The sequence below is a fragment of the Brucella pseudogrignonensis genome (genome assembly GCF_031454375.1).
Classification (GTDB): Bacteria; Pseudomonadota; Alphaproteobacteria; order Rhizobiales; family Rhizobiaceae; genus Brucella; species Brucella pseudogrignonensis_A.
Window position 1 is genome coordinate 421,578 of the sequence record NZ_JAVDQT010000002.1, and the last position, 14,012, is coordinate 435,589.

The following is a 14,012-nucleotide window of genomic DNA, read 5'->3' on the forward strand; positions in this document are numbered from 1 at the left end:
ATATTGCTTTATTTTTCATGCCGCTCCATCCTGACGAAAGCAGTGTTGAAGGAGGAAATCAGCAATGCTTCGCATGGGAGAAATGAGGTCATTGCGCCGTATTCTTAGCCAGTGACGAACCGGCATCAATTTTGCTGGAACCAATAATCTGCTCTCTCGTTCGAAATTAAATGCACGTTTTGAGGAACACCTGCATGAGCGATGATGTTGTGCTTTCTTTGCATGTCCCTGAACCGGAATGGCGCCCGGGCGATACGCCGGATTTCTCCCACGTAAAAATACCGAGGGCAGGGAGTGTCCGACGTCCCGAGATTGATGAAAAGCCGGAATCAATGCGCGATCTGGCTTTCAGCATCATCCGCGTACTGAATCGCGAAGGTGAGGCGGTTGGCCCCTGGGCGGGTACGCTGACCGATGATGAGCTGAAAGACGGCCTCCGCCACATGATGATCCTGCGCGCTTACGATGCCCGCATGATGATGGCGCAGCGGCAGGGCAAAACCTCGTTCTATATGCAGCATCTGGGTGAAGAGGCGGTCAGTTGCGCGTTCCGCAAGGCGCTGCGTAAAGGCGACATGAATTTCCCGACTTATCGGCAGGCAGGGCTTCTCATCGCTGACGACTATCCGCTCGTCACCATGATGAACCAGATTTTCTCAAATGAAGCAGATCCGCTTAAAGGTCGCCAATTGCCTGTCATGTATTCCTCGAAAGACCATGGCTTCTTCACCATTTCCGGCAATCTTGCCACGCAATACACGCAGGCTGTGGGCTGGGCGATGGCTTCAGCTATCAGCCACGACACCAAAATTGCAGCTGCATGGATTGGTGATGGTTCGACTGCCGAAAGCGACTTTCATGCAGCACTTGTTTTTGCATCCACATATAAGGCCCCGGTTGTTCTGAATATCGTCAATAATCAATGGGCGATCTCGACGTTTCAGGGCATTGCGCGCGGCGGATCCGGTACCTTTGCGGCGCGCGGCCACGGCTTTGGTATTCCTTCGCTTCGTGTCGATGGCAACGATTATTTGGCGGTACATGCGGTGGGTAAATGGGCAGTCGAACGCGCACGCCGCAATCTTGGCCCGACGATTGTCGAATACGTGACCTATCGCGCTGGCGGGCATTCAACGTCTGACGATCCGTCCGCTTATCGCCCGAAGGCTGAAAACGATGCATGGCCTCTGGGCGATCCAATACTGCGGCTCAAAAACCACCTGATCCACCGTGGCGTCTGGTCCGATGAGCGGCACAAGCAAGCAGAAGCGGAAATTCTCGACCTCGTCGTCAGTGCACAGCGTGAAGCAGAAGCTATCGGCACACTTCACGATGGTCGAAAGCCCTCGATGCGTGACATGTTCGAAGATGTTTACGCGGAAACACCGCCGCATCTTGTTCGCCAGCGTCAAGAAGCGGGGTTCTGATATATGTCCAAGATGACCATGATTGAAGCCATTCAGAACGCTCATGACATTGCCATGGAGCGCGATGATAAAGTTGTCGTGTTCGGTGAAGACGTTGGTTATTTCGGCGGGGTTTTTCGCTGCACCGCAGGACTGCAAAAGAAATACGGCAGGGACCGGTGTTTTGATGCGCCAATCAGTGAGCTAGGTATTGTCGGCACGGCGATTGGCATGGCGACTTACGGCTTGCGCCCCTGTATCGAAGTCCAGTTTGCCGATTACGTTTATCCGGCCTACGACCAGATCGTCTCAGAGGCTGCGCGTATGCGTTATCGCTCGGCGGGTGAGTTTACATGCCCTATGGTTATTCGTATGCCTTCGGGCGGCGGCATTTATGGTGGGCAGACGCACAGCCAAAGTCCGGAAGCGCTTTTCACCCATGTTTCCGGTCTGAAGACCGTGATGCCTTCAACGCCTGCCGATGCCAAAGGTCTGCTGCTGGCAGCAATTGAAGATCCCGATCCTGTCATCATGTTCGAGCCGAAGCGCCTTTATAACGGACCTTTTGACGGACATCACGACAAGCCCGTCACTTCCTGGAAAAAGCATGAGCTGGGCGAAGTGCCAGAAGGCTACTATACCGTGCCACTCGGCAAGGCTGCAATCAGACGTGAAGGCAGCGATGTGACTGTTCTGGCCTATGGCACGATGGTTCACGTGGCATTAGCAGCGACCGAAGAAACCGGCGTCGATGCCGAAGTGATCGACCTGCGCACGCTGCTCCCACTCGACACGGAAACAATCATGGCTTCCGTTAAGAAAACCGGGCGTTGCGTCATTGTGCATGAAGCAACACTGACCTGCGGTTACGGCGCCGAGCTTGCGGCACTCGTGCAGCGCGAATGTTTCTATCATCTTGAAGCACCGATCATCCGCGTGACGGGCTGGGATACGCCATACCCACACGCACAGGAATGGGCCTATTTTCCCGGACCAGATCGTGTCGGTCGTGCACTCGTTTCAATCATGGAGGCTTAAATGGCTCATTTTGCGATCAAGCTCCCTGATGTTGGCGAAGGCGTTGCAGAGGCTGAACTTGTCGAATGGCATGTTAAGGTTGGCGATGTTGTCCGGGAGGACGATCTGCTTGCTGCCGTCATGACCGATAAGGCAACAGTTGAAATCCCTTCCTCGCGCAGTGGTAAAGTCATCGCGGTGAATGGCGAAATCGGCGAGAAAATTGCTGTTGGCTCCGAACTGGTGCGCCTCGAAATAGAAAGTGGAAGCAGCGAACAAAAATTGGAAGCACCAGAACCTGTAGATGCCACTCCAGCTGAAACACCTCAGTCGCAAACAACCAGCGCGGAAGCGCCTGTGCTGTTGCAAACGCCGGTTCCACCTAAAGCTGTTGCGCAGAAAAAAGAAACCTCAAGCCGGGCTTTTACCGGTGCCGGGCCGGTGCGCGCAGAAGGTGAAAAACCGCTGGCAACACCATCGGTCAGGTTGCGCGCACGCGACGCAGGCATTGATTTAAGACGCGTCAAAGGTAGCGGCCCTGCCGGACGCATTACGCATGAAGATCTGGACGCCTTTTTCCAGACTGAGAGCGGAGCCGCGTCTGCAGTGTCGGGTTATGTTGCAGACACTTCGATCAACGAGATCAAGGTCATCGGCCTGCGGCGCAAGATTGCAGAGCGTATGGCTGAAGCAAAACGCCATATTCCGCACATTACTATCGTTGAAGAAGTGGATGTGACACAGCTTGAAGACCTTCGCACGGGGCTTAACAATGAGAAGAAGGAAGGGCGTCCGCGCCTGACCTTGCTGCCATTTGTTATCCGTACAATCGTCAAGGCAGTCAAAGAACAGCCTGGTCTCAACGCACATTTCGATGATGAAGCAGACATAATTCGCCAGTTTGGCGGTGTGCATGTGGGCATTGCCACACAGACGCCAAACGGTCTTATCGTGCCGGTGGTTCGCCACGCGGAAAGCCTTTCTGTCTTTGCCGCCTCATCGGAACTTGTCCGAGTGACGGAAGCAGCGCGCAACGGCACAGCCAAGCGCGAAGAACTGACAGGCTCGACCATAACCATCACGTCATTGGGGCCATTAGGCGCCATCGCAACCACGCCGATTATCAACCGGCCCGAAGTGGCGATTGTCGGCATCAACAAAATGGCCGTGCGCCCGATGTGGGACGGCACACAATTTGTTCCGCGCAAAATGATGAACCTGTCGTGCAGCTTCGACCATCGCGTTATCGATGGATGGGATGCGGCAGTATTCGTGCAGAAGCTGAAGAGCCTGCTTGAAACGCCTGCGATGATTTTTGTAGAGGGCTGATCGGATGAGTGAGATTTCCTGCAAACTTCTGATCATTGGCGGCGGTCCCGGCGGTTATGTCTGCGGTATTCGTGCAGGCCAGCTTGGTATCGATACGGTTCTGGTAGAGAAAAAACGGCTGGGCGGTACCTGTCTGAATGTCGGCTGCATACCGTCCAAAGCTGTTATCCATGCCGCTGACGAGTTTCATCGCCTCACGACTTTCGCGTCTAAAGGCGCGCTTGGCATCACAGCTGAAAGTCCTAAGATCGATTTTGCCAAAACGCTCGAATGGAAAGACGGCATCGTCAATCGCCTGAACAGCGGTGTCGCCGGACTTTTAAAACGCTCCCGCGTGCGAATGTTTCAGGGGCAGGCGCGTTTTATGGATGGTAAAACCGTTGTGGTGGATACCGATACCGGTCGCCAGACTATCCATGCCGAGAACATCGTGATCGCACCAGGGTCGGTGCCGGTCGAAATTCAGTCGCTACCGTTTGGCGGCAATGTCATCTCCTCTACGGAAGCGCTTTCACTCGATAAGATCCCTGAAAAGCTTGCCATTGTTGGCGGTGGTTATATCGGGCTCGAAATCGGTACGGCATTCGCAAAGCTTGGTGCAAAAGTGACCGTCGTTGAAGCCACTGATCGCATACTGCCGCAATATGATGCAGAGCTGACACGCCCGATCATGGCACGGCTGAAAGCCCTCGGCGTTGAAGTTCTGACGAACACGTCTGCCAAAGGCTTATCCATCGATGGGAAAGCGCTGGAGGTGTTGCTGGCTGATGGCAAGACGCATTCAATTCCTGCTGACAGGATTTTGGTCACGGTTGGCCGCAAGCCACAAACCGATGGCTGGGGTTTGAGCGAAATCCGGCTCGATATGGATGGCCGCTTTATCCGCATCGATGATAAATGCCGCACATCAATGCGCGGCGTTTATGCCATCGGCGACGTAACAGGTGAGCCAATGCTTGCGCATCGGGCTATGGTGCAAGGCGAAATGGTTGCTGAAATCATCGCGGGTGGCAAACAGGCGTGGGATAAGCGCTGCATCCCGGCAGTCTGCTTTACTGATCCTGAGATCGTAACAGTCGGCCTATCTCCTGATGAAGCGCGCAAGACAGGTCATAATATCCAGACCGGCATTTTCCCGTTTCAGGCCAATGGACGCGCAATGACTATCGAGCGGGAAGATGGCTTTATCCGGGTTGTCGCCCGCGCTGATAACCACCTGATACTTGGCATTCAGGCCGTCGGTGTCGGAATTTCCGAGCTGTCATCTGCCTTTGCACTTGCTGTTGAAACAGGCACACGCCTTGAGGATATAGCCGGGACGATCCATGCTCATCCGACCCTCGGAGAAGGCTTTGCCGAGGCCAGCATGAAAGCACTCGGCCACGCCCTGCATGCTTAGTCTTTTGACTTGTTCTCGTGTCGCCAGACAAAAACGGCAGCACCGGCAATCATAGCTGCAAGCGCAAACCATGTGATTGCGTAAGACAGATGGTTGTTGCGGAAAGTAACAACCGTCAGACCGCCAATGGGTACCTTGCCGGAATTGGACTTTGCATCTGCATCAATGAAATAGGGCGCGACACTGCCCAAGCCTTCTTTTTCGGCGAAGGCTTTGACATCACGCGAGTTCCACTCATTGCGTGCGGGATCATTGGGACGCAGGAAGAAGCCATCAGGTTCGGGCAGACGCAGAAGACCAGTTACAGTCGTCTCGCCAGCGATTTGCGTTTCTACGCGTGAAGATGGATCTCGCTTGGCATCCGGAATGAAGCCACGATTGATGAAGGTCAGTGTACCATCATTTGAACGCAACGGCGTCAGCACCCAAAAGCCCAAACCGCGTTCGGTCAACGCACGAACTAACACTTCCTTGTCATTGAGGTAAGAGCCGGTTAGCGTAACATGCCGGTACTCATCATCGGCCTGATTGACATTGGCCCAGTCGTCTTTGCCCGGAGCCGCAACCGGCTCCGCATGAACGCGCGCATCAACGCGGGCAATCAGGTCAAGCTTCCATTGCAGGCGCTCCACTTGCCAGATGCCAAGGCTCAGAAACAATGCGAAAAACAGCGCCCCCAGAACAGCCATGAAGCCAAGGAAGAAGCGCGGTTTCTTCTTTTGTGGTGTCGAACTGGCTTGCATGGGCGTTATCATAAGTTATTCCTGAGCAATGGGGGAGAATTGCCGCTTGAAATACTCCATATGCGCCTTGCGATAAAGGGTGACCAAGGCAAAAGAACGTGATTGCGCAATAAGAAATAGCGCCGACATCTCTCTGACCGGATGCGGCGCTTTAAATTATTCAAATTTTTTATGCGCTTTTTTGAACTCGGCGTCTGCGATGTGAGTAGCCGCCTTTCGAGAGGCGAAGAACATTGCAAACTTGCGTCTTATCTTCAGAAGGCTTCTGCATTTGCGTTTGAGCATTCTGGAGCATCTGGGTTGTGACAGGCGTGTGCTTTGCACTTGGTCCGATAGTAATGCTTCTCATCGATCATTCTCCCTGTTTTTGGGTACGGCCGAAGCCTCAAAGGCTACTCCGTCCGGTAGTCAAGAATGTGCGAATGAAGAGATTATTAACCTTATTGGGGAGCTTGACAAGCACCAAATACAACCCTGCGTAAGCCCTTACATATGCATATGAAAAAGCCGGGTCGCTCGTGCAACCCGGCAATTTATAGCTCGTGATTTTAAACTTAGTCGCGATTGCCGGTTAGAATTTCACGCTTGCCGACATGGTTCGCAGCACCAACAAGACCTTCTTGTTCCATGCGCTCAACAAGTGAAGCCGCACGGTTGTAGCCAATGCCGAGGCGGCGCTGGATGTAAGAAGTTGAGCACTTTTTATCGCGCAAAACAACCTTCACAGCCTGCTCATAGACATCGTCGCTGTCTTCCGAACCCATGGCCGAAGCGTCAAATACTGCTGTGTCCTGCGCTGTGTCTTCATCTTCCTCATCTTCGGTTACAGTCGCCAGATAATCCGGACGGCCCTGTTCTTTCAGATGATTGACGACCTTTTCAACTTCTTCATCGGACACGAATGGTCCATGGACGCGAACGATACGGCCACCACCGGCCATATGCAGCATATCGCCTTGACCGAGAAGCTGTTCGGCACCCATTTCACCAAGAATGGTGCGGCTGTCGATCTTCGATGTAACCTGAAACGAAATACGTGTCGGGAAGTTGGCCTTGATCGTACCGGTGATAACATCAACCGAAGGACGCTGCGTCGCCATGATAAGGTGGATACCAGCCGCACGCGCCATCTGTGCCAGACGCTGCACAGCGCCTTCGATGTCCTTGCCGGCAACCATCATCAGATCGGCCATTTCGTCGATAATCACGACGATATATGGCATTGGCGTCAGGTCGAGTTCTTCCTGAACATAAGTTGCTTCGCCGGTTTCCTTGTCAAAGCCGGACTGCACCGTGCACATGACGGTTTCGCCCTTGCCCTTGGCAGACGCTGCACGCTGATTGAAGCCTTCGATGTTGCGAACGCCCAGACGTGCCATCTTGCGATAGCGATCTTCCATTTCGCGCACAGCCCATTTCAAAGCCACAACGGCCTTCTTCGGATCGGTCACAACCGGGGTCAGAAGGTGCGGAATGCCATCATAGATGGAGAGTTCCAGCATCTTTGGATCGACCATGATCAGGCGGCATTCTTCCGGCTTGAAGCGGTAGAGCAGCGACAGGATCATCGTATTGATGGCGACAGACTTACCCGAACCGGTGGTGCCAGCTACGAGCAGATGAGGCATCTTTGCAAGTTCTGCGATGATGGGCTCACCACCAATTCCTTTGCCTAGGCAAAGCGGCAAACGATAGTTCGAGGATTCGAACGTACGAGAGTCAATCATTTCTCGCAGATAAACGGTTTCGCGGCTGGCGTTTGGAAGTTCAATGCCAATGACGTTGCGACCCGGAATAACCGCTACACGTGCAGACAATGCCGACATGGAACGTGCAATGTCGTCAGACAAACCAATCACACGCGAAGACTTTACGCCGGGTGCCGGTTCAAATTCATAGAGCGTGACGACAGGGCCGGGACGAACATGGATGATTTCACCACGCACGCCGAAGTCTTCCAGCACACTTTCGAGAAGGCCCGCGCTGCGCTCAAGCATTTCCTGCGTGATGACATTTCCATCAAGCGAAGGCGGCTCCTGCAGCAGATCACGCGGCGGAAATTCATAGTCGCCATGGATGACGACAGCTTCTGTCCGGGGGAGGGGCTGCGGCTGATAAAGAGCTATTGAAGGGGCTGTCTTCGCGGGGGCTTCAACCTTTGGCGCTTCTGCAACAGGTGCAGGTGCTGCAACTTCCTCAACCACATGCTCTTCTGCTTCAGCGACAGTAAGCACGACTTCATCTTCAGTCGTTTCGGCAGCAACGTCAGCGACGGCTTCGACAGGTGCATTAGGCGCAGCCACTTCGATAGGCGCACGAGGTGCTTCAATTTTCACTTCTGCAACACGAGCGGCAACTGGCTGTGGAGCTGGAGTAACCTGAACAGGCTGAGCAACTTCAGCAACCGGAGCAGGCTGTTCTACGACAGCAACAGGTGCTTCCTGAGGCTTGGCTTTATTCCATTCAACCGTGCGGAACTGTGCGATGATCGATTCAACAGTCGGTACAGCACGCTTTGGCGTTGCAACTTCTGCAACAACCGATACTGGCTGAACTGGTGCGCTATCGAAATCAAAGCTTTCCCAAAAAGCAAAGTCAGACAGATGTGCAAATGCTGAAATCGCTGCTGAAACATCTGATGCGGATGTTGCTTCAATCTCCGAAGAAAACTGCACTGGTGCAGTTTCGACTGGCTGGATAACGGGCGTATGAAGAACAGGAGGCACAGGCGCGACTGGCGTACGAACCATATTCTGTGAAACAGATTCCTGAAGTGCTGCAACAGCCATTGGCTGAACTACCGCAACCTTTTCGATCTCGATTGGCGCAGCCTCTACAACAGCAGGCTTTGCGCGCCCATTAATATCGGGCAAATCTTCACCGCGGCGGCGAACCAGATCAATCTCTGGTGTCCGTGTAAAACGAACATTCGCGCCTAGCGAAAAATATGATTTCCATGCGCCGTCGGAGTCTGGTGAATGCGCTCCCAAAGGGTCGCGCTGCGGCTTCTGCTCAGGAGCAGACTCTGCACGATTGCCATCAGTATGGGGAAGATTTTCTCTCAAATTACGCATGATACCTGAACCATAGATATGTCGCCCGAATGAGCCTTAGTAATAAAAAATGAAGGTTAACAACCCCCTTCATAATTCACTCAAAAACGACAAATTTCTTCAGTGTGATATATTGCGGCTAAAGCGATGATAGCGTTTATCGATCTTAAACTTAATTATAAATCATAATATTAAAGTATTTTTCTAATCTAAAATATAATGTTTGTTGGGTTAAGCTGTTATGGTGAACAGGTAGGCCACTTATCCGGATAACGCTCATTTCGAGACTCACTGAGACTCAGCTTGTCTCAACCAGTCAGACAAGGAAATGCGGCGGTTTCCTCCGCGACCAACAAAGGCTTCTGCAGCGCACATCGAATTCAGCACGGCTTCCTGTGTGGCTTCGGCTGCTGCGCGGAAAAGAATATCGATCCGATTCTCATTCAGACACTGCATTGCCACAAGATCGCGCTGCTCATCGTGATCAAACGTTACAGCCGTTGAGAACCCGAGCGCAATGTCACCGCTGCCATTGCCCCAGAAAGCACCAAGCCGAGCCAGCCCGGCGCCACAGCGTTTGACAACCCGCTTGAGTTGGCGATGCTCAAGCGGAACATCGGTTGCCAATATAACGATGACTGAACCCTTTTCCGGTTGAGCTATGGTTTTGGGCGACGGCCTGCGTCCATCCGGCAGAACGAGATCACCCGTACGCCCGAAATTGGTGAGCGTGAGAATGCCAAGATGATAATCGGCTCCATTAAGCGTAAAGCGACGGGACGCACTGCCGATACCGCCCTTGAAACCAAAGCAGGTCATGCCGGTTCCAGCACCGAAATTGCCCTGCGCAAAACTGCTGCTGGCATTTTTCAACGCAAGCTGTGCATGCTCCTCAGTAACAGCCATCGCCTGAATGTCGTTGAAAGGCCCGTCATTGCATTCCAGCACGACAGGATTGACTGTGGCAGTGGTGCGCCCAATATCTGGATTGGCTATAATCGCTTCACGAATAAGCGCATTGGCGCAGGTGCCGACGCCAAATGTATTGGTAAGCAGGATAGGGGTTTCAATATTCCCCAATTCTTCAACCTGCATCAGACCAATGCTTTTTCCAAAGCCATTAATGACATCGACCGCACCAAGAACTTTCCGGCGATAAAGATTGCCCGAATGCGGCAGGATCGCCGTGACGCCAGTATTTATATCGCCATCGTGTAACGTATGATGCCCGACAAGCACTCCCGCAACATCGGTGATCGTATTTTGCTTGCCTGTCGGCATTTCACCACAAACAATACCAAAATCCCGCGCCGTCAGACTCATATCGATCCCTCACTGTTCAGTGCTAGCAGTGATAAGCGCTTTTCAATTGCAAAGAAACCACTTCCAAGCGTGACGAAAAAAGCACAGCTATGACTACTTATGCTCAATTTAAGCAAAAGTATTGGCCGGTTTGGTTTTCCTGTGTTGACTCGTGCCTATTAGAGGCGCAGCAAATGCGGCGTTAAGAAATTTCGGCCGAACAAGGGGATCTACGCGGCATGAAAATTACTATCGAACAAACGCTCGATCAGGCCGGAACCGGCCCCTTCCAGCGTAATCTTCTCGGCGTATTCGGACTGGTATGGGCCGCTGACGCGATGCAGGTTCTTGCCGTAGGCTTCACTGCTGCATCAATCGCGTTGACGTTTGGCCTCACGGTTCCGCAAGCTTTGCAGACGGGGACACTCTTCTTTTTAGGCATGCTGATCGGTGCTGCAGCATTTGGCAGATTGGCAGACAAATACGGCCGCCGTCGCGTGTTGCTTATCACAGTGGGGTGCGATGCCATTTTCGGTTTGCTTTCGGCTTTCTCACCAAATTTCGCAATCCTGCTTGGCCTCCGCTTTCTCACAGGTGTTGCTGTTGGCGGCACATTGCCCGTCGATTATGCGATGATGGCGGAGTTTCTGCCTTCCAAAAATCGCGGTCGCTGGCTGGTGATGCTGGAAGGTTTCTGGGCTGTGGGGACGGTGATTATTGCTCTGGCTGCATGGGCAGCAAGCCTTGCCGGTGTTGCCGATGCATGGCGTTATATCTTCGTGGTAACCGCTGCTCCAGCTTTGATCGGTATCTGGTTGCGTTTCTGGGTTCCTGAATCGCCGATGCACCTGCTCAAATCCGGGCAGGAAAAAGAAGCCAAGGCGGTCATGAACCGCGTTCTGCGCAAGAATGGCAAACAGGAACTGCCTCCGAAAGCTACACTTGAGGCACCGCTTCTCGTGACAAACGAAAAGTTGCTATCGCCAAACCTGCGCCAGCGCACACTGACAACGCTTGCAATCTGGTTCCTCGTGTCGGTGTCCTATTACGGCATCTTCACATGGATACCAGCAAAGCTGGCAGGCGATGGCTTTGGCTTCGTGCGCGGCTATGGTTTCTTGGTGATCGTCGCTTTGGCACAGTTGCCGGGATATGCGCTTGCGGCTTATGGCGTGGAGGCTTGGGGACGTCGTAAGACACTCATCACCTTCTTGTTCATCAGTGCTGCTTCCTGTGTGCTGTTCACTGTTGCGGGAAACTCGGTTCTTGTTGGCGCATCGATCCTGATTATGAGCTTTGCATTGCTAGGGACATGGGGCGCGCTCTATGCTTTAACTCCTGAGTTATTCCCGACAGCGTTGCGTGCAAGCGGTATGGGCGCTGCGGGCGCTATGGCACGCCTAGGTGGATTGCTAGCACCATCAGCTCTCGCGCTAGTCATCAGCCAGAGCTTCATTGTGGCTGTCGCACTATTTGCTGGGCTGCTTGCATTAGCTGGTGTGATTGCGTTTTTCATCAATGTCGAAACACGTGATAAAGCGCTAACGTGATAAACGACAACCCGGACCTCAAAACTGAGGTCCGGGGATCTATTTTATTAGTTTAACATATTAGGTATTATATATATATTATTGTTTTTATTAATACTTTTATCAAATTAGTTGCATTTCCTAAAGGTAAGATTATAGCGATTTCGACCAAGTTGCGGATACTCTCCATCCTTCAATGGCAGAATGCCATGATAGAAGAGTCGGGACGGTCCACCCCAAACGACCACATCGCCGTGGTGCAGCACGAATTTGCGTACTGGATCACTGCGCTGCAATCCGCCGAATTGAAATGTCGCGGATAGTCCCAGCGACACAGAAACAATCGGATTTTCGAAATCCTTCTCGTCCTTATCCTGATGCAAAGACATTTTTGCGCCGGGTTCATACCGATTGATGAGACAGGCATCCGGTAAGAAATCAGGATAACCAGCTTCGTCCGCAGCACTTTCTGCAAGATCGCGAAATGCCCCCGGCATTGAAGGCCACGGCTTTTCCGTTTCAGGATCAACGGCGCTGTAACGATAGCCCTTCCGGTCCGTCACCCAGCCAAAAGACCCGCAATTTGTCATAGCGACTGACATGCGAAATCCGCCTGGCGTCGTCATATTCCGAAAAGGTGCATCATTCTCAACATCTTGCATGGCGTTGAGAATTTCGGCTTCGTTTGCGAGCGCAAATCCCCGCAAAAGAACGGCACCGTCGGCAAGCTTTTCTCGAGTTTCAAGCTGGGAAAACAGATCAATCATAAGGTCATTCTAACACAAAGCCGCACAAGAACGTCCCGAAAACTGCTTTCATATTATCGCCTCTCTTGACAGAGTCGGAGACTCGTAACATATAAAGTTACATGAAAAAAGATGGCAAACTTTCGGGCGTCCTCCACGTCCTCCTTCACATGGCTGAGTATAAAAAGCCCGTGACCTCCGAAGTCCTCGCAAAAGCGATGGGCACCAATCCCGTTGTCGTGCGTCGCGTCATGAGTGGTCTGCGAGAGCAGGGCTATGTGCGCTCCGAAAAAGGTCATGGCGGCGGATGGGAGATCGCTTGCGACCTTAGCAAAGTCACGCTGCATGACATTTACAACGCCATAGGCAAACCGTCGCTGCTTGCGATGAGCAATCGCACAGAAATGCCGGGTTGCCTCGTCGAGCAGGCCGTCAACGCATCGCTCAACAAGGCGTTCAGCGATGCAGAAGAGCTTTTATTGAAACGTTTTGGCGAAGTGACACTCGCCATGTTGAGTGCGGATTTTCATCAGCGCGCGATTGAACGCGGCGCAACTTTCGACTTGGAGACAGCCCATGACGCATCATGATGTGATTATTATCGGTGGCAGCTTTGCCGGACTTTCGGCGGCGACCTATGTGGCGCGCGGCAGACGCTCGGTTCGCGTGATCGATACAGGCAAGCCACGCAACCGCTTTGCCGAACATTCACATGGTTTCTTGGCTCAGGATGGAAGCAGCCCGGCGGCGATGCTCGAAACGGCAAAAGAGCAGGTTAAAGCCTATCCGACTGTAAGAGTAACGGAGGGTAAAGCTGTAAACGGAACCGGGCAGATTGATGACTTCTCGATTGAACTGGATACAGGCGAGGTCGTCAGTGGGCGCAGACTGATCTTTGCCTTCGGCATTTCTGACGTTTTGCCAGATTTACCGGGGTTGGCTGAACGCTGGGGCAAATCGGTTATTCATTGCCCTTATTGCCATGGCTACGAGTTCAGCGGCAAAAAACTGGGCGTGTTGAACCTTTCGCCGATGTCGTCTCATCAAGCCATGCTTATCACCGAATGGGGACCGACCACATTCTATCTGAATGGCGGTGAAGAGCCTGATGCTGCAACTTTGGCAGAACTCGAAAAGCGTGGCGTCACTATTGAAGCGAAACCGGTCGCAGGCATAAGAGGTGAGGGAACATCCATCTCCGAGATCGAACTTGCTGACGGTCGCCTGTTGCAAGCTGACGCATTATTCATTGGACCATCCAATCGCCTAAACAGCCCGCTCGCTGAGCAACTCGGCTGCACATTGGAAGACATGCCGCTTGGAAAAGCCATCAAAACTGATGAGATGAAAGCGACAAGTATTCAGGGTATCTATGCCGCAGGCGACATTTCAAGGGGCGCACATAGTGTTGCATGGTCCGTTGCGGATGGTGTTTCCGCTGGCGTTTCCGCCCATCGGTCTTTGGTATTTTAGATTTATATCACTTTA

Annotated in this window: 12 protein-coding genes; 7 read left to right on the forward strand and 5 right to left on the reverse strand. The window is 52.7% G+C overall.

The features are described from left to right. The first annotated feature begins 194 nt into the window (after positions 1-194). From J2782_RS09805 to lpdA, 4 genes are read left to right on the forward strand one after another with little or no spacing between them, the layout of a single operon-like run. The gene (locus J2782_RS09805) at positions 195-1,427 is read left to right on the forward strand and encodes a 3-methyl-2-oxobutanoate dehydrogenase (2-methylpropanoyl-transferring) subunit alpha (RefSeq protein ID WP_310011880.1); all 1,233 of its coding nucleotides are present in this window, start codon (positions 195-197) and stop codon (positions 1,425-1,427) included. A 3-nt stretch (positions 1,428-1,430) separates the two neighbouring features. Then, on the forward strand, positions 1,431-2,444 hold the full coding sequence (locus tag J2782_RS09810) for an alpha-ketoacid dehydrogenase subunit beta (RefSeq protein ID WP_310011882.1): 1,014 nt from the start codon (positions 1,431-1,433) through the stop codon (positions 2,442-2,444). Then, positions 2,445-3,752 (forward strand): dihydrolipoamide acetyltransferase family protein, encoded by a 1,308-nt coding sequence (locus tag J2782_RS09815; RefSeq protein ID WP_310011884.1) that lies wholly within the window; start codon positions 2,445-2,447, stop codon positions 3,750-3,752. Between the two features lie 4 nt (positions 3,753-3,756). Beyond that, the gene (lpdA, locus tag J2782_RS09820; RefSeq protein WP_310011887.1) at positions 3,757-5,151 is read left to right on the forward strand and encodes a dihydrolipoyl dehydrogenase; all 1,395 of its coding nucleotides are present in this window, start codon (positions 3,757-3,759) and stop codon (positions 5,149-5,151) included. On the opposite strand, the gene J2782_RS09825 is transcribed toward lpdA, so the two are convergent. The 4 genes from J2782_RS09825 to J2782_RS09840 all read right to left on the reverse strand — a co-directional run bounded on the left by J2782_RS09825 (position 5,148) and on the right by J2782_RS09840 (position 10,270). Further along, positions 5,148-5,906 (reverse strand): SURF1 family protein, encoded by a 759-nt coding sequence (locus J2782_RS09825; protein ID WP_310011889.1) that lies wholly within the window; start codon positions 5,904-5,906, stop codon positions 5,148-5,150. The genes lpdA and J2782_RS09825 overlap by 4 nt on opposite strands. 157 nt (positions 5,907-6,063) lie before the next feature. Then, positions 6,064-6,243 (reverse strand): hypothetical protein, encoded by a 180-nt coding sequence (locus J2782_RS09830; RefSeq protein WP_250041948.1) that lies wholly within the window; start codon positions 6,241-6,243, stop codon positions 6,064-6,066. 205 nt (positions 6,244-6,448) lie between these two features. Continuing rightward, the gene (locus tag J2782_RS09835) at positions 6,449-8,968 is read right to left on the reverse strand and encodes a DNA translocase FtsK (RefSeq protein ID WP_310011890.1); all 2,520 of its coding nucleotides are present in this window, start codon (positions 8,966-8,968) and stop codon (positions 6,449-6,451) included. 267 nt (positions 8,969-9,235) lie between these two features. After that, positions 9,236-10,270, reverse strand: a complete 1,035-nt coding sequence (locus J2782_RS09840) for a DmpA family aminopeptidase (protein ID WP_310011893.1) — start codon at positions 10,268-10,270, stop codon at positions 9,236-9,238. A gap of 218 nt (positions 10,271-10,488) precedes the next feature. On the opposite strand from J2782_RS09840, the gene J2782_RS09845 reads away from it, so the two are divergent. Further along, positions 10,489-11,799, forward strand: a complete 1,311-nt coding sequence (locus tag J2782_RS09845; protein WP_310011894.1) for an MFS transporter — start codon at positions 10,489-10,491, stop codon at positions 11,797-11,799. A 107-nt stretch (positions 11,800-11,906) separates the two neighbouring features. Here J2782_RS09845 and alkB read toward each other — a convergent pair whose 3' ends face one another. Then, positions 11,907-12,545: a DNA oxidative demethylase AlkB gene (gene alkB / locus J2782_RS09850; protein WP_310011895.1), complete on the reverse strand. Its 639-nt coding sequence runs from the start codon at positions 12,543-12,545 to the stop codon at positions 11,907-11,909. Between the two features lie 101 nt (positions 12,546-12,646). Here alkB and J2782_RS09855 point away from each other — a divergent pair, with 101 nt between their 5' ends. Both J2782_RS09855 and J2782_RS09860 read left to right on the forward strand, forming a co-directional pair. After that, positions 12,647-13,114 (forward strand): Rrf2 family transcriptional regulator, encoded by a 468-nt coding sequence (locus J2782_RS09855; RefSeq protein WP_310011897.1) that lies wholly within the window; start codon positions 12,647-12,649, stop codon positions 13,112-13,114. After that, on the forward strand, positions 13,101-13,997 hold the full coding sequence (locus J2782_RS09860; protein ID WP_310011898.1) for an NAD(P)/FAD-dependent oxidoreductase: 897 nt from the start codon (positions 13,101-13,103) through the stop codon (positions 13,995-13,997). The genes J2782_RS09855 and J2782_RS09860 overlap by 14 nt, the downstream gene beginning before the upstream one ends. Positions 13,998-14,012: the final 15 nt, after the last annotated feature.

Coding starts and splice junctions, on each gene's coding strand:
- J2782_RS09805 (WP_310011880.1), top strand. CDS start 195: ATGAGCGATGATGTTGTGCTTTCTTTGCATGTCCCTGAACCGGAATGG.
- J2782_RS09810 (WP_310011882.1), top strand. CDS start 1,431: ATGTCCAAGATGACCATGATTGAAGCCATTCAGAACGCTCATGACATT.
- J2782_RS09815 (WP_310011884.1), top strand. CDS start 2,445: ATGGCTCATTTTGCGATCAAGCTCCCTGATGTTGGCGAAGGCGTTGCA.
- lpdA (WP_310011887.1), top strand. CDS start 3,757: ATGAGTGAGATTTCCTGCAAACTTCTGATCATTGGCGGCGGTCCCGGC.
- J2782_RS09825 (WP_310011889.1), bottom strand. CDS start 5,906: ATGATAACGCCCATGCAAGCCAGTTCGACACCACAAAAGAAGAAACCG.
- J2782_RS09830 (WP_250041948.1), bottom strand. CDS start 6,243: ATGAGAAGCATTACTATCGGACCAAGTGCAAAGCACACGCCTGTCACA.
- J2782_RS09835 (WP_310011890.1), bottom strand. CDS start 8,968: ATGCGTAATTTGAGAGAAAATCTTCCCCATACTGATGGCAATCGTGCA.
- J2782_RS09840 (WP_310011893.1), bottom strand. CDS start 10,270: ATGAGTCTGACGGCGCGGGATTTTGGTATTGTTTGTGGTGAAATGCCG.
- J2782_RS09845 (WP_310011894.1), top strand. CDS start 10,489: ATGAAAATTACTATCGAACAAACGCTCGATCAGGCCGGAACCGGCCCC.
- alkB (WP_310011895.1), bottom strand. CDS start 12,545: ATGATTGATCTGTTTTCCCAGCTTGAAACTCGAGAAAAGCTTGCCGAC.
- J2782_RS09855 (WP_310011897.1), top strand. CDS start 12,647: ATGAAAAAAGATGGCAAACTTTCGGGCGTCCTCCACGTCCTCCTTCAC.
- J2782_RS09860 (WP_310011898.1), top strand. CDS start 13,101: ATGACGCATCATGATGTGATTATTATCGGTGGCAGCTTTGCCGGACTT.